Genomic DNA, 14,368 nt, shown 5'->3' on the forward strand with positions numbered 1-14,368 from the left:
ACCGCTGAGGGATGTCAAACCTTGAACTGACGCAAAAGCCCATCAAGCTGTTCACTCAAGCCACGCAACTGTGCACTCGCCACGCTCGATTGCTCCGCTGCCAGCGCGGTGCTGTGGGACAGCCCGGCCGCTTGGGTGACGTTCTGGTTGATGTCTTCCACCACGTGGGCCTGTTGCAGGGTGGCGCTGGCAATCGAGGCGTTCAGGCCGTTGAGGTTGTGCAGCGCCTGGCCGATGGCGGTGAGGCTTGCGCCCGCCTGGCCGGCTTGTTCAATGGTCAGTTGCGAGGCGCTGTGGCTGTCGCTGATGACCTTGACCGCCGCTTCGGAGTGGCCTTGCAGGCGCTCGATCATCACCTGGATCTCGGCGGTGGATTTCTGCGTGCGCTGGGCTAGCAGGCGCACCTCATCGGCGACCACCGCAAACCCGCGGCCTTGCTCGCCCGCACGGGCGGCTTCGATGGCGGCGTTGAGGGCGAGCAGGTTGGTCTGGTCGGCGATGGAGCGGATCACCTCCAGTACCCCGCCGATCTGCGTGCTCTCGCTGGAGAGCGTGCGGATCACCTCCACGGCCTGGCTGATAGTGGTGGAGAGCTGGTCGATCTGCTGCAAGCTGCCGTCGATATTGACCTGGCCCTGCTGTGCCTGGGCCTGTGCATCGCGCATTTCGCTGGCGGCGTGCTCGGCATTCTTGGCCACGTCCTGCACGCCGTAGGTGACTTCGTTGATGGCGGTGGCCACCAGTTCCATCTGCTGGGACTGCTGCTGGCTGCGGTCGTGGGCCTGGCTGGCGTTGTGGCCCAGCTCGCTGGACGACTGGCCCAGGGCGTTCGCGCACACCTGCAACTGGCCGACCACCTGGCGCAGCTTGGCGGTGAAGCTATTGAAGTGCTGGGCCAGTTGCGTCAATTCGTCACGGCCGTGGGTATCGAGGCTGTGGGTCAGGTCACTTTCGCCACTGGCAATATTGCCCATGGCATTCACCGCGGCCTGCAACGGCTGCACGATGCTGCGGGCAATCAGCACCACCAGCACGGCCATCATCAGCGCAATGCCCAGGCCAATGGCCGAGGCTTTCCACACCTGGCCCCTGAATTCGGCCTGCACATCGTCCACGTAGACCCCGGAGCCGATAATCCAGCCCCAGGGTTCGAACAGTTGGATGTACGAGGTTTTCTCTACCGGCGCTTCGGCGCCGGGCTTCGGCCAGCGGTAGTTGACGATGCCGGCGCCCTTGGCCTTGGCCAGGCTCACGAATTCGTTAAACACGGCGAAACCGTCCGGGTCGCGAATCGCCGAAAGGTTCTGGCCGTCGAGCTTGGGGTTGGCCGCGTGCATGATCATCACGGGGGTGAGGTCGTTGATCCAGAAGTAGTCATCGTGGTCATAACGCAGCCCGCGCACCGCGCTCAGGGCCTGTTGTTGCGCGGCGTCGCGAGTCAGTACGCCGGTTTTTTCCAGGCTCTGGTAATAGCTGAGTACGCCACTGGCGGTCTGCACCACGTGCTGGGTCTGCTGGCGCTTGGCCTGGTAGAGGTCGCCGTGGATCTGGTTGAGCATTAACAGCCCCAAGGCCAGCAGCATCAACACGGCGACTATCAGGATCAGCCAAAGGCGGCGGCTGATCGACATGCTGCGCAAACTGTTCATCGTCCTGTCACTCCCTGCTCTTTATAATTGTGGTGCTGCTTCGAGATTTCCGGCGTGTCTGATAGGCTTTCGGCCCGGAATCGAAAAACCTGAGTACTGCCTGATTTTTCACGGAATTTTTGCAGACCGGCGTTGAGAATCAACTGCGGGCGCTTGTGTGCGCTCGTCGTCAGTGAACTTAAAAAAGACTAAGAGGCATGCCACGCGCATGGCCTTTGGAGACAGCATGGATTTTTGGACCGCCATACAGGCATTGATTCTCGGCATCGTCGAGGGGCTTACGGAGTTCTTGCCGATCTCCAGCACTGGCCACCAGATCATCGTCGCCGACCTGATCAATTTTGGCGGCGAGCGTTTCGAAGCCTTCAACATCATCATCCAGCTGGGCGCGATCCTGGCGGTAGTCTGGGAGTTTCGGCGCAAGATCTTTAACGTGGTCATCGGCCTGCCGACCCAGCCCAAGGCCCGGCGCTTTACCGTCAACCTGATCATCGCCGTGTTGCCGGCGGTGGTATTGGGGGTGATTTTTGCCGACCTGATCAAGCACTACCTGTTTAACCCGATCACTGTAGCGACTGCCCTGGTAGTGGGTGGCGTGATCATGTTGTGGGCCGAGCGCCGCCAACATGCAGTGCGGGCTGAAACCGTCGACGACATCACCTGGAAAGACGCCCTCAAGGTCGGCCTGGCCCAGTGCCTGGCGATGATCCCGGGCACTTCGCGCTCCGGTGCGACGATCATCGGCGGCCTGTTGTTCGGCCTGTCGCGCAAGACGGCCACCGAATTTTCATTCTTCCTGGCCATGCCGACCATGGTTGGGGCGGCGGTGTACTCGGGTTACAAGTACCGCGATCTGTTCCAGCCGGCGGATTTTCCAGTGTTCGCCATTGGTTTCGTCACCTCGTTCATCTTCGCGATGATTGCGGTCAAGGGCTTGCTCAAATTCATCGCCAGCCACAGCTACGCGGTGTTTGCCTGGTACCGGATTGCCTTTGGCCTGGTCATCCTGGCGACCTGGCAGTTCGGCTGGATCGACTGGACTGCGGTCAAGCCATGACTATCCAGCACCCACGCCTGAAGGCGCTGATCTTTGTACTGCTGTGTGTCGCGCCGCTGCTGGGCTCGGCCTTGCTGTGGTATCGCGGCGAAACGGCGATTCCGTTGATGGCCTACGGCGTGGTCAGTGTGGTGGCGTTCTTTCTTTATTGGAGCGACAAGCGCAAGGCGCAGACCGAAGGCTGGCGCACCCCGGAAAACATCCTGCATGCGGTGGAGCTGGCGGGCGGTTGGCCGGGGGCGTTGATTGCCCAGCAGGTGTTCCGGCACAAGACGCGCAAGGTGTCTTACCAGGTGCTGTTCTGGGTGATTGTGCTGTTGCACCAGGTGTTCTGGCTGGACCAGCTGTTTCTTGGCGGCACCTTGCTGTCAATCCTCTAGCCACAAGCCAATCTGTGTGCGCTTGGGCAGCTTGCTCACCACCAACTGGTGGGAGCGCTGCAACAAGCCACGCAGTTCCTCTGCGCCCAAAGGGTAGGGCGTGTTCATGATGACCCACTGCGCCCTCGCCAGGTAAGGCGCCGGGTGAATGCCCGGGCGGTCGACGTGACCCAGGAACAGTTCTTTGTCGACCTTGAAGGCCAGCGACTCACCGCGCAGGTTCTGCAAGGCGAACATCTTGTTGCCAGCAATCGAGAACACCCGCACGCCGCCCCATTTATAGTCTTCCCGTGCGCCTGGCAGGCTCAGGCAAAAACGTGCGACTTGTTCTTCCGTCATGCTCATAACAGCCGATCTCCACAGCCTTTGAAGCCTTCTTCCAGGTAGTCGATCCAGGCCCGGATGGCCGGCAGCACGCCGCGCCGGTGCGGGTAGACCGCTTGCAGCCAGCCGCCTGGTAATGACCATTGCGGCAGCAGTTGCACCAGGCGGCCGCTGGCCAGTTCTTCTTCGCAGTACATCATTGGCAGCACCGTAAAGCCCACGCCCATCATTGCGCTGGCCTTGCGCACGATAAAGTCTTCGATGCCCAGGCGCGCCTCCATCACTAGCTCGTGCATGTTGCCCTGGGGGTCGATGATGCGTTGGTGCACCATTCGGTCCGCCTCGAGTGCGCCAAGGATTGGCAACTGCTTGAGGTCTTCCAGGGTTTCGACCCGCCGCTCACGCATGAAAACGGGGCTGGCCACCAGCACGGTATGCGCCTGGCGCAGGCGTTTGGTGACCAGTAACGGGTCTTCGTCGCCCAGTTCGCGTACGCGCAGCGCTACATCAATGCCTTCGGCTACCAGGTCGACGCGGCGATTCACCAGGGTCATGTCCAACTGCACCAACGGGTGCGCGGCCAGAAAACCGGCTACCAGCTCCGGCAGGATCTGCTGGGCCAGGCCCACTGGGCAACTGACTCGCAGCCGCCCACGCGGCTCGCTGGACATGCTGGCTACGGCCTCGTCGGCCATTTCCGCCTCCAACAGCATGGCTTGGCAGTGGCGCAAGTAGCGCTCGCCCACGGCGGTGAGGGTCAGTTGTCGGGTGGTGCGTTGCAGCAGGCGTGCACCCAGGCGGTCTTCCAGCTCGGCAATGCGCCGTGAAAGCCTGGATTTGGGAATGCCGAGTAGCCGGCCAGCCGCAGCAAAACCGCCGGCTTCGACGACTTTGGCGAAATAGTAGAGGTCATTGAGGTCTTGCATGGTGGGCCTATTGTCCTGTCAGTGGGACAAACTATCGCATTTCAGGCGGCTTATCGACCATTGGTTTCATGCGTAGCATCACCACCATCTGATCGCCACTGTCGATCCCACCTCGGAGATCCATCATGAAACTGTTGCACATCGATTCCAGCATCCTCGGCGACAACTCGGCCTCCCGCCAGCTCAGCGCGGGTGTGGTCAAGGCATGGCAAGCCGCCCAACCGGGCGTGGAAGTGACTTACCGTGACCTCGCCAGCGAAGGCATCAACCATTTCTCCGGCGCTACCCTTGGCGCATTGGGCACTGCCGCTGAACTGCGTGATGCGGCGCAAAAGCACGAGGCTGAACTGAGTGCATCGTCCCTGGCTGAGTTCCTCGCCGCCGATGCCGTGGTAGTCGGTGCGCCGATGTACAATTTCACCATCCCCACCCAGTTGAAAGCCTGGATCGACCGCATCGCGGTAGCCGGCCAGACCTTCCGCTACACCGAAGCCGGCCCTGAAGGCCTGTGCGGCAACAAGAAAGTCATTATTGTTTCCACCGCCGGTGGCCTGCATGCCGACCAGGCCTCGGGCGCTGCCCACGAAGGCTACTTGAAGCTGCTGTTCGGTTTCCTGGGCATCACCGACATCGAGATCGTGCGCGCTGAAGGCCTGGCCTACGGTGACGAAGTGCGCAGCAAAGCCATGAGCGACGCCAACGTGCGCATCAACGAGCAACTGTTCGCCGCTGCGTAAGGCTTATGTAAATGTGCCCTGTCCTCGGTTTCATTCTGAAACCGAGCGCCTAAACTCTGTATTCTGATCGCCTGAACGCGAGCGGAGTACGGAGTTTTTTCGTTGTGGCCCAGGTTATGCAGACATCCATTCGATACCCTGGACTTTTTCTTCGACAGGCCGGTTCTTGTGAAGCAAAGGTGGACATCCCCATGATGCGTCTTTGTGCTGTTTTGGTTCTTTCGCTGTTGGGCGGCGTGGTTTCAGTGCACGCCGCGCCGGCACCGCACCCCCATTGGAGTGTGGGGTTTCATCGCATGAGTTTTCTCGACCCGCTGGATGCGCAGCCGATGAAAGCCATCGCCTTCTATCCCTCTACCGATGCCGAGCGCACTACCGCGCTGGGCGCCTACCATGTGGCGGCCAGCGAAGATGCCAAGGTGGCGATCGGGCGTTTTCCGATGTTGATGTTGTCCCACGGCAATACCGGCACGCCGCTGGCCCTGCATGACCTGGCCACCGCCTTGGCGCGCAAGGGGTTTGTGGTGGTGGCGGTGCTGCATCCTGGCGACAACTATAAGGACCACAGCCGCCTGGGCACCGTGAGTAATCTGTATGGCCGGCCGATCCAGATCTCCCAGGCGATCACCGCCGCCTTGGCCGAGCCGATGCTGTCGCCCTTTGTGGATATTGATCAGATCGGCGTCATCGGTTATTCAGCCGGTGGCGAAACGGCATTGATCCTGGCCGGCGCCAAGCCTGATTTCGAACGTCTGCGTCGCTACTGCCAAGAGCGCCCCGAAGACCGCGACGCGTGCACCACCAAGGGCGAGTTGGTGGTCGATCGCGACGACTTGCAACCCCAGGCTGACCCGCGTATCCATGCTTTGATGCTGATGGCGCCGCTGAGCTTGATGTTCGGCCGCCACACTCTGGCGGATGTGCATGTGCCGGTGCTGCTCTACAGTGGCGATGGCGACCAGTTGGTGGCAGTGGACAAAAACGCCGCCGCCCTGGCGCGCAAACTGCCAGAGCCGCCGGACTTCAAGCTGTTGGCCGGGGCAGGGCACTTTGTATTCATGGCCCCGTGCGACAGTGATCAGCTGGCGACAATGCCAGGCATCTGCACCGATGCCGATGGTGTCGACCGTGAAGGGATTCACCGTGATATGGTCTCCGAGGCCGGGCGCTTTTTCAGTCGCACCCTCGGTGAGGCAACGCGTGCCGGCCTGCAGACGGCTGATCAGTAGGCGCGGCGCCTGAGCAGTACGGTCAGGCCGAGCGCGCTGACCGACAGCAACGCGGCGCAGAAGAATATCCAGCCGTAGCCAAGATTCAACGCCACGGCGCCCATCAACGGTCCGGCGATCGCCAGGGCCAGGTCGAAAAACACCGCATACGCACTCAGCCCCGCGCCGCGGCTGCTGTCCGGCACTTGCTTGATAGCTTCCACGCCGAGCGCCGGGTAAACCAGCGATAAACCAAAACCGGTCAACCCGGCGCCGATCAAGGCCACGCCGGTAGACGGTGCCAGCCACAACAGCGTCAGGCCCAGGGTTTCAATGAGCATGCAGGCGATGGCGGCGGTGAACCCGCCAAACCGGCTGATGGCTGAGATAAACACCAGGCGCGAGAGAATAAAGCACACACCAAATACCGTCAGGCAATACGCCGCACCGGCCCAGCCACGATTCAGGTAATACAGGGTGATAAAGGTCGTCAGCGTGCCGTAGCCAATCGAGGCCAGGCACAGGCTGGCGCCGAACGGCGCGATACGTCCAAACACAGCCCAGAACGGCAGCCGTTCGCCGCGTACCACCGGCACCGAGGGTTTATTGCGGATCAGCACCAGGCCCAACGCCGCCAGCACCGCCAGTGCAAGGCCGAGGCTGGCGTAGCCATAATCAGCCACCATCACCACGCCAAGTGGCGCACCAATGGCAATGGCGCCATAGGAGGCGATGCCATTCCAGGAAATCGAGCGTGCGGTGTGTTCGGCGCCCACTGCGCCCATGCACCAACTGATGGTCCCCACGCCAATCAGGCCCTGGGCCACGCCGAGCAACAGGCGACCGGCGATCAGAATACCCAGGCTCAAGCTCGGCAGGCTGTCCAGCAGCGTGGCGATAAAGGTCAGCACACCGCTGATCAGAATACCGGCCAGGCCCAGCACGATCGCGCGTTTGGTGCCGACGTTATCCGACATTCGCCCGGCCATCGGGCGGCTGAGCAGCGTGGCGAGGTACTGCGAACCGATGGTCACCCCGGCCACCACGGCGCTGAAGCCCAGTTGCTCGTGCACATAGCCTGGAATCACCGCTATCGGCAGGCCGATGCAGATAAAGGCTATGAAGGTGTAGAACACGATGGAAACGATCTGCAGGGTGATCGACAGGGAGGAGGGGGCGGCAGGCATGAATACTCAATCGCTGGCGGGCGGTGAAGCATCATGGCATATCCCGCACGACTGTAGGAGCGAGGAGACGCCTACAGAGGCCCCTGTGGGAGCGCGCTTGCCCGCGAAGGTGGTGTGTCAGTCACTGAATCTGTAGCTGAACTACCGCTATCGCAGGCAAGCCAGCTCCCACACGGGTTATGTATTGCCTATAAAATCAGCGCCTGGCACCGATTCCCTGTGGGAGCGGGCTTGCCCGCGAAGGCTGCCTGTCAGTCACTGCATCTTTAACTGAACCACCGCTATCGCAGGCAAGCCAGCTCCCACACTGGTTATGCATGGCCCATAAAATCAGCGCCCGGCACAGTGCGGATGCAAAAAGCCCTGTCACAGGGACAGGGCTTTTTTTGCAGCTTGTAGCTTGCAGCTCAGTGCTGCTCTTAGAACACCACACCCTGGCTGCGCAGGTAGTCGTCATAGGTGCCGCTGAAGTCGATCACGCCGCTAGGGCTCAACTCGATAATGCGGGTGGCCAGGGACGATACGAACTCACGGTCGTGGCTGACGAAGATCAGCGTGCCCGGGTAGTTCTCCAGCGCCAGGTTCAGCGCTTCGATGGATTCCATGTCCAGGTGGTTGGTCGGTTCGTCCATGATCAACACGTTCGGCTTTTGCAGGATCAGCTTGCCGAACAGCATGCGACCTTGTTCACCACCGGAGATCACTTTGACCGACTTCTGGATTTCGTCGTTGGAGAACAACATGCGGCCCAGGGTGCCGCGAATCATTTGCTCGCCTTGGGTCCATTGGCCCATCCAGTCGAACAGGCTCACGTCGTCTTCGAAGTCGTGGGCGTGGTCCTGGGCGTAGTAGCCCAGCTCGGCGGCGTCGGTCCACTTGATGCTACCGGCGTCCGGGGTCAGTTCGTTGACCAGGGTGCGCAGCAGGGTGGTCTTGCCGATACCGTTGGGGCCGATGATCGCCACACGCTCGCCCGCTTCAACCTGGAAGCTGAAGTCCTTGAACAACGGCTTGCCGTCGAAACCTTTGGCCATTTTTTCGACCATGACCGCCTGGCGGTGCAGCTTTTTGTTCTGCTCGAAACGGATGAACGGGCTCACACGGCTCGACGGCTTGACTTCGGCCAGCTGGATTTTGTCGATCGCCTTGGCACGGGAGGTCGCCTGCTTGGCTTTCGAGGCGTTGGCCGAGAAGCGGCTGACGAAGGATTGCAGTTCGGAAATCTGCGCTTTCTTCTTGGCGTTGTCCGACAGCAATTGCTCGCGGGACTGGGTCGCCACGGTCATGTACTCGTCGTAGTTGCCCGGGAACAGGCGCAGCTCGCCGTAGTCCAGGTCAGCCATGTGGGTGCACACGCTGTTCAGGAAGTGACGGTCGTGAGAGATGATGATCATCAGGCTGGAGCGCTGGGTCAGGATGTTTTCCAGCCAGCGGATGGTGTTGATGTCCAAGTGGTTGGTCGGTTCGTCGAGCAACAGCACTTCCGGGTCGGAGAACAGCGCCTGGGCCAACAATACGCGCAGCTTCCAGCCGGGGGACACTTCACTCATCGGGCCGAAGTGCTGTTCCAGGGGAATACCCAGGCCCAGCAGCAGCTCGCCGGCGCGGGATTCGGCGGTGTAGCCGTCCATCTCGGCGAACTCGGTTTCCAGCTCGGCCACGGCCATGCCATCTTCTTCGCTCATTTCCGGCAGCGAGTAGATGCGGTCGCGCTCGGCCTTGACCTTCCACAGCTCCTCGTGGCCCATGATCACGGTGTCGAGCACGGTGAATTCTTCGTAGGCGAACTGGTCCTGGCGCAGTTTACCCAGGCGCACATTCGGCTCGAGCATGACCTGCCCGCCGGACGGGTCGAGGTCGCCACCGAGGATTTTCATGAAGGTCGACTTGCCGCAACCGTTGGCACCGATCAAACCATAGCGGTTGCCGGCGCCGAACTTGACCGAGACGTTCTCGAAGAGCGGCTTGGCGCCGAACTGCATGGTGATGTTAGCTGTGGAGATCAATTACTTTACCTATCAATGGGTTGCGAGCGTGACGGCAGGTGCCTTCAGGCATGCGTCAACAGCGACATCAAGGCGCGAAACCCGGTCGCTGAACACAAAATTTGGGATGTGTGTTGGAATTTGGCGCGCATTGTCGCATATGTCAGGCGACAGTTGTATGGCGAGCGAAGGATGGTTTTGCCAAGGTCTCCGGCATCGCCAGCCACAACAGCATCAAGGCAGCGGCTGCAACTGCCGCCAACGTCAGGAACGCCGCGTTGTAGCCAGCCTGCTGCACCACGAAACCGGCCAGGCTGCTACTGAGCGCCGCGCCGAGGCCAAATACGGTGGAGAGGGCGCCCAGGCTGACGTTGAAGCGCCCGGTGCCTTGGGTCAGGTCTTTGACGATCACCGGGAACAGGGCGCCGAAAATGCCGGCACCGATACCGTCGAGCATCTGCACCGCCACCAGCCAGTAGGGGTCGCTGGATAAGGTATAGAGCACGCCACGCAACGGCAGTATCAGGAAACCTACAAGCAACAGCGGCTTGCGTCCCCAGACATCGGCCTTGAGCCCGACCAGCCAGGCCATCGGCACCATCACCAATTGGGCGGCGACGATGCAGGCTGAAGTCAGCGGGGTGGCCATCTGCAAATTGATCTGCGCCAGTTTCTGGCTGACCAGCGGCAGCATTGCGGCGTTGGCCAAGTGAAACAGTGCGCAGCAGATGGCGAACAGGAGTAGCGGTTGGTTGGTCAGCAACGCTTTCAGGCCCGAGGGTTGTTCGTGGTCGGTGTGATGGGCCGGATCGAAACCACGGGCGACCTCATGATCAATCGCCTTGGCCGGCACGCAACTGACCGCAATGACACTGGCAACCGCCATAAAGGCCATCAGGTAGAACACCACCACCGGTCCGAACAAGTAGGCCAGCCCGCCGGCCAGCAACGCGGCCACGGCATTGCCAGCGTGGTTGAAGGTCTCGTTGCGCCCGGTACGCCGGGTGAAGGCGCGCGGCCCGGTGATCCCCAGCGAAATGGCGGAAATTGCCGGGGCAAAGACAGAGGCGGCTACGGCGCTGGCAGCCTGGGTCAACGCTACCCAGCCAAACGAACTGACGAAGGGCAGCATCAGGCAACTGCCCGTCACCAATAGCGCAGCAATGGCAACCACCGCGCGTTTGTTGCGAGTGCGGTCGATCAACGCACCCGCGGGGCCTTGGGTCAGCAAGGCAGCGATGCCTGCAAGGGTCATGACCACACCAATACTGGCCGGCTCCCATTGATGCACGGCCAGCAGGTAGATCGCCAGGTACGGTCCGAGACCGTCGCGCACATCGGCGAGAAAGAAGTTCAGGCTGTCCAGGGATAAAGCGATACGCAGGTCTGAATGACGGGCCACGATGCGACCTTCAAGAGCGGCGTTCAGGGGCTGAACACGCGTTGGGTTAATGACCTGTGGGCTGGGCGATAAGTTTCGCGGTGAACGAGGGTTTCAGCACGCAAAAAAAAGCCCGCGAGGAGAGGGCGGGCCAAGGGATTCACTGGAGTAGGTAGGCTTCACCCTATAGGTGGAAAAGTGAAGGCCTTGTGAAAATGCCGTGATCAAATCGGATGGTCACGTCACCGCCTATCTCCCTGAAGCCCCGCGTTCCAACATGTGGGAGCAGGCAAGCCAGCTCCCACATTTGATCAAGACCGCCGCACAAAGGTGCGCATGGTTTGCCCAGGGCCGGTGCTGAACACGGTGGGCCTGGGCATGCCTTCATCCGCTGCGATAAATACGAAATCATCGCCGTCGAGCCGGTAACTGGCGGGGAGTTGCTTGCCTGCATCATCGCCCATGTCGTCCGTCCAGGTAATGCTTTTGGGCGTGGTACTGGCGTCCAGTACGAAGCGTCCTGCCAATAATACTTCGCCACTGACCGTGGTCACTTCGAAGCGATCCCCCGCAATTGTCGTCGTTGCTCCCGGCGCGCTGTGGGCATCCACGGGGTTAAGCACGCCACTGTCTTCAAGGGCTGTTTGTTCCCAAGTGCCTTGCAGTGCGCGAAAGTCCGAAGCGGAAAGGGGTGACATGCAAACTCCTTATTGCTGTTCAAAAAAATGTTCAATTGTATTGAGGCTGACACTGTTCCGCCTGTAGGCGAAATTTTTTTCTTTATAAGACAGCTATTTGACAGCTTTTTCATGTTGTATTGACTACGCTTGCAACCAGATCAGTCTGACATGGCTGTGTCATTTGGCTTACTCACCGAAATGAAACCGAAATAATCCCTAAGTTTGTGGGATATTTCAGGGGACTGAGTGGTCACATCGCCATTGGTCTGCCGTATCCAGGGCGTTGTCCCTGATTTTTGAAGTCTTTTAGACTTCTGAGAATGATGGCCTTTTAGTATTATTTTAAGGTGTTCTTATTTTGAATCGTACTTCCCCGCTTCCGCCTTCCGCAGCGTCTGATGAAATTGATTTATTTGAATTGTTTCACGCCATCTGGCGACAAAAAAAGCTGGTGATCGGGTGTACGCTTCTGGCCGGGGTATTAGGCGCAGGTTATGCCTTCCTGGCACCCAAGACCTATGAAGTCAGCAGTGTGTTGCGGCCTGCTGCAATCAACGAGCTAGACGCCTTGAACCGTTCGGAAGTGTATAAGTTGCCGCCTGCCGATGCGCTGCTCAAAGTGGGCGCGCAGTTGGACTCTTATGATGCACGCCTGGGGTTCTTCAAGGATCATGAGGAGTTGTTCAAGGCGTTCAAGAAACCGGGGCAAACCCTTGAGCAGAGCTTTGAGGCGTTCAACCGCAATTCGGTCAATCTGATTTTGCCTGACCCCAAGAAATCCGATTCGTTGAGCAGCTATATCCGTCTGGAACTGCAATACCCGACCGACGTCGATGGTGTTGCGATCCTCAACGGTTTTGTGGACTACGCCATTGCCGCCGAGCGCCAGCAAGTGGGGGCCGACCTCAAGGTGATCGTCAATAACCGCTTGAGCGAGCTCAAGGGCAAGATCGACGCCGCCCGCGCCAACTACGATACCGATAAAGAATCGAAAATCGCCAAGCTGCTGGAAGCGGACCGGCTCAAGCGTGCCCAACTGCAGGATGAACTCAGCGCCCTGCGCCTGCAGATGAAGATGGAACGCACCAACCGCCTCGCCGAGTTGGCCGAAGCCATCAGCATTGCCAAGTCCATGGGCATTCGTACACCAACAACGCCGTCCTCAATGGCCGACTCCACCCGCACGGGTTCGAGCCAGGTCATGCGGACCGAGGTGAACAACCAGAAGATCCCGCTGTATTTCATGGGGACCGAGGCGTTGGAAGCCGAACGCGCTGCATTGCAGCAGCGTACCAGCGACGATTTCACCAACCCGCGCATTGCCGAGATCGGCAAAGAGCTGCAACTGCTGGAAAGCAACCGCGAGGTTGAGGTGCTGCGCAAGCGTGGCAATGAAGACATCTTCTTGCAGGACGTCGAGCCGCTTCGCGCTGAAGTCGCCAGGTTGCGTGGTTTGAATATCGATATGAGCAACCTCAAGCTGGTGACGATTGACCGTCGAGCCCAGGAGCCTCTGTCGCCGATCAAGCCGAAAAAACCGCTGGTTATCGCGTTGAGCCTTGTTGGCGGCCTGTTGCTGGGCCTGATGATTGCGCTGATCCGCTACTTCGTTCGCAGCCGCACTCAGGCCGTGCCCTATACGGCATTAGGGGATCGCCGCGAGGGTAACGACTCGCCGCTGTAACCCTTCCAGCGCCCTCAAACAGGCAGGCTCAAGGGCCTGCCTGCTCCTACCCCCAGCACACTCAGTAGACAGCTTTTCACAATTCTTAGTTAACCTTTGGTTACAAAGTGTGGCTAAATAACTGCCAATGGTCGCACGCAGGCGGTTATCCGCCGGCCGTGTCGCCTGTATGTGAATTGTGATTTCAGGTGCTGCTTATCCATCCTCGGCCGTTGTGGGCCCGCAGGAGCAGCCTGTTCTCTCCCTGACGTGTGACGAATCCCTTGAAACTCATCATTGTTGCTCTCTACGTTGCTTCCATTGCGTATGTACACCTGCGCGGTCGGGTGCGACACAAGCTGGGTCGCCAGCTTAGCGATCACTCGACGTTCCTGGCGCCGATCAACTGTTTCCTGTACCTGTTCTCCAAGCAGCCCAGCCGTCCCTACCTCTCGCCCAGCGACTTTCCAGACCTGAGCCCATTGCAGGAGCACTGGGAAGAGATCCGCGAAGAAGGCCAGAATCTGATGCGGGCGGGTGAGATCAAACGCTCGGAGCAATACAACGACGTAGGGTTCAACTCGTTTTTCAAGACCGGCTGGAAGCGGTTCTACCTCAAGTGGTACGGCGACAGTCACCCCTCGGCGATGAAGCTGTGCCCACGCACCACCGAGCTGGTGCAAAGCATCGGCTCGATCAAGGCGGCCATGTTCGCCGAGCTGCCACCGGGCTCCAAGCTGGTACGTCACCGTGACCCGTATGCGGGCTCTTACCGCTATCACCTGGGGCTGGATACCCCTAACGATCCAGGTTGCTACATCAATGTGGATGGCGAAAGCTATTACTGGCGCGATGGCGAGCCGGTGATGTTCGACGAGACCTACATTCACTACGCGGAAAACACCACCCAACAGAACCGCATCATTCTGTTCTGTGATATCGAACGGCCGATGAAGTACCGCTGGGCAGCTGCGTTCAACCGCTGGTTCAGCCGCAATGTGATGGCGGCCGCGGGTTCGCCCAACGATGAGGGCGACAAGACCGGCGGCCTCAACCGTGCCTTTACCCGTCTGTATAAGATTCGCATGCGTGGCAAAGAGCTCAAGAAGCGCAATCGCACGCGCTACTACCTGGAAAAGTGGGCGATCTTTGCCGGTCTGGCGCTGATCTTCATTCTTATCTGACCTGGCT

At 59.8% G+C, this 14,368-nt stretch carries 13 protein-coding genes; 6 read left to right on the plus strand and 7 right to left on the minus strand.

Annotated elements, in window-relative coordinates; all coding sequences use genetic code 11:
* Nucleotides 1–14 precede the first annotated feature (14 nt).
* Nucleotides 15–1,649 (minus strand): methyl-accepting chemotaxis protein, encoded by a 1,635-nt coding sequence (locus tag BOP96_RS15905; protein WP_019820153.1) that lies wholly within the window; start codon nucleotides 1,647–1,649, stop codon nucleotides 15–17.
* A 226-nt stretch (nucleotides 1,650–1,875) separates the two neighbouring features.
* Here BOP96_RS15905 and BOP96_RS15910 point away from each other — a divergent pair, with 226 nt between their 5' ends.
* Nucleotides 1,876–2,706 (plus strand): undecaprenyl-diphosphate phosphatase, encoded by an 831-nt coding sequence (locus tag BOP96_RS15910; protein WP_073453289.1) that lies wholly within the window; start codon nucleotides 1,876–1,878, stop codon nucleotides 2,704–2,706.
* Nucleotides 2,703–3,086, plus strand: coding sequence for a DUF1294 domain-containing protein (locus BOP96_RS15915; protein ID WP_060767460.1), 384 nt, complete (start codon nucleotides 2,703–2,705; stop codon nucleotides 3,084–3,086). Before BOP96_RS15910 ends, BOP96_RS15915 begins: the two co-directional genes overlap by 4 nt.
* Here the strand turns inward: BOP96_RS15915 and BOP96_RS15920 are convergent.
* Nucleotides 3,075–3,431 carry an MmcQ/YjbR family DNA-binding protein gene (locus BOP96_RS15920; RefSeq protein ID WP_073453291.1) on the minus strand — a complete coding sequence of 119 codons (357 nt, stop codon included), beginning with the start codon at nucleotides 3,429–3,431 and terminating at the stop codon, nucleotides 3,075–3,077. The genes BOP96_RS15915 and BOP96_RS15920 overlap by 12 nt on opposite strands.
* Nucleotides 3,428–4,336, minus strand: coding sequence for a LysR substrate-binding domain-containing protein (locus tag BOP96_RS15925; protein ID WP_014718355.1), 909 nt, complete (start codon nucleotides 4,334–4,336; stop codon nucleotides 3,428–3,430). Before BOP96_RS15925 ends, BOP96_RS15920 begins: the two co-directional genes overlap by 4 nt.
* A gap of 125 nt (nucleotides 4,337–4,461) precedes the next feature.
* Here BOP96_RS15925 and BOP96_RS15930 point away from each other — a divergent pair, with 125 nt between their 5' ends.
* Both BOP96_RS15930 and BOP96_RS15935 read left to right on the plus strand, forming a co-directional pair.
* Entirely contained in the window at nucleotides 4,462–5,073 is a 612-nt protein-coding gene (locus BOP96_RS15930) for an FMN-dependent NADH-azoreductase (RefSeq protein WP_003191051.1), read from the plus strand.
* A gap of 191 nt (nucleotides 5,074–5,264) precedes the next feature.
* Complete coding sequence (locus tag BOP96_RS15935; RefSeq protein ID WP_032874017.1) at nucleotides 5,265–6,302, plus strand: alpha/beta hydrolase family protein; 1,038 nt, start codon at nucleotides 5,265–5,267, stop codon at nucleotides 6,300–6,302.
* On the opposite strand, the gene BOP96_RS15940 is transcribed toward BOP96_RS15935, so the two are convergent.
* The 4 genes from BOP96_RS15940 to BOP96_RS15955 all read right to left on the minus strand — a co-directional run bounded on the left by BOP96_RS15940 (nucleotide 6,296) and on the right by BOP96_RS15955 (nucleotide 11,532).
* Nucleotides 6,296–7,468 (minus strand): MFS transporter, encoded by a 1,173-nt coding sequence (locus tag BOP96_RS15940; protein WP_019820141.1) that lies wholly within the window; start codon nucleotides 7,466–7,468, stop codon nucleotides 6,296–6,298. The genes BOP96_RS15935 and BOP96_RS15940 overlap by 7 nt on opposite strands.
* A gap of 419 nt (nucleotides 7,469–7,887) precedes the next feature.
* On the minus strand, nucleotides 7,888–9,474 hold the full coding sequence (locus tag BOP96_RS15945) for an ABC-F family ATPase (RefSeq protein ID WP_003191057.1): 1,587 nt from the start codon (nucleotides 9,472–9,474) through the stop codon (nucleotides 7,888–7,890).
* A gap of 142 nt (nucleotides 9,475–9,616) precedes the next feature.
* A complete protein-coding gene (locus tag BOP96_RS15950; protein ID WP_014718358.1) occupies nucleotides 9,617–10,855 on the minus strand; it encodes an MFS transporter in 1,239 nt (412 codons plus the stop codon).
* A 290-nt stretch (nucleotides 10,856–11,145) separates the two neighbouring features.
* On the minus strand, nucleotides 11,146–11,532 hold the full coding sequence (locus tag BOP96_RS15955; RefSeq protein WP_019820134.1) for a TIGR03067 domain-containing protein: 387 nt from the start codon (nucleotides 11,530–11,532) through the stop codon (nucleotides 11,146–11,148).
* 340 nt (nucleotides 11,533–11,872) lie between these two features.
* Between BOP96_RS15955 and BOP96_RS15960 the strand changes: the two genes are divergently transcribed.
* Both BOP96_RS15960 and lpxO read left to right on the plus strand, forming a co-directional pair.
* A complete protein-coding gene (locus BOP96_RS15960; RefSeq protein ID WP_014718361.1) occupies nucleotides 11,873–13,198 on the plus strand; it encodes a Wzz/FepE/Etk N-terminal domain-containing protein in 1,326 nt (441 codons plus the stop codon).
* A 263-nt stretch (nucleotides 13,199–13,461) separates the two neighbouring features.
* On the plus strand, nucleotides 13,462–14,361 hold the full coding sequence (gene lpxO / locus BOP96_RS15965; RefSeq protein WP_073453293.1) for a lipid A hydroxylase LpxO: 900 nt from the start codon (nucleotides 13,462–13,464) through the stop codon (nucleotides 14,359–14,361).
* Nucleotides 14,362–14,368: the final 7 nt, after the last annotated feature.

Origin of the sequence: Pseudomonas sp. FSL W5-0203, from assembly GCF_001896155.1 — a bacterium.
In the GTDB taxonomy this organism is placed as follows: domain Bacteria; phylum Pseudomonadota; class Gammaproteobacteria; order Pseudomonadales; family Pseudomonadaceae; genus Aquipseudomonas; species Aquipseudomonas paracarnis.

Excerpts from the sequence above, each read along its gene's own strand:
- BOP96_RS15905 (WP_019820153.1), bottom strand. The coding sequence starts at position 1,649 with ATGAACAGTTTGCGCAGCATGTCGATCAGCCGCCGCCTTTGGCTGATC.
- BOP96_RS15910 (WP_073453289.1), top strand. The coding sequence starts at position 1,876 with ATGGATTTTTGGACCGCCATACAGGCATTGATTCTCGGCATCGTCGAG.
- BOP96_RS15915 (WP_060767460.1), top strand. The coding sequence starts at position 2,703 with ATGACTATCCAGCACCCACGCCTGAAGGCGCTGATCTTTGTACTGCTG.
- BOP96_RS15920 (WP_073453291.1), bottom strand. The coding sequence starts at position 3,431 with ATGAGCATGACGGAAGAACAAGTCGCACGTTTTTGCCTGAGCCTGCCA.
- BOP96_RS15925 (WP_014718355.1), bottom strand. The coding sequence starts at position 4,336 with ATGCAAGACCTCAATGACCTCTACTATTTCGCCAAAGTCGTCGAAGCC.
- BOP96_RS15930 (WP_003191051.1), top strand. The coding sequence starts at position 4,462 with ATGAAACTGTTGCACATCGATTCCAGCATCCTCGGCGACAACTCGGCC.
- BOP96_RS15935 (WP_032874017.1), top strand. The coding sequence starts at position 5,265 with ATGATGCGTCTTTGTGCTGTTTTGGTTCTTTCGCTGTTGGGCGGCGTG.
- BOP96_RS15940 (WP_019820141.1), bottom strand. The coding sequence starts at position 7,468 with ATGCCTGCCGCCCCCTCCTCCCTGTCGATCACCCTGCAGATCGTTTCC.
- BOP96_RS15955 (WP_019820134.1), bottom strand. The coding sequence starts at position 11,532 with ATGTCACCCCTTTCCGCTTCGGACTTTCGCGCACTGCAAGGCACTTGG.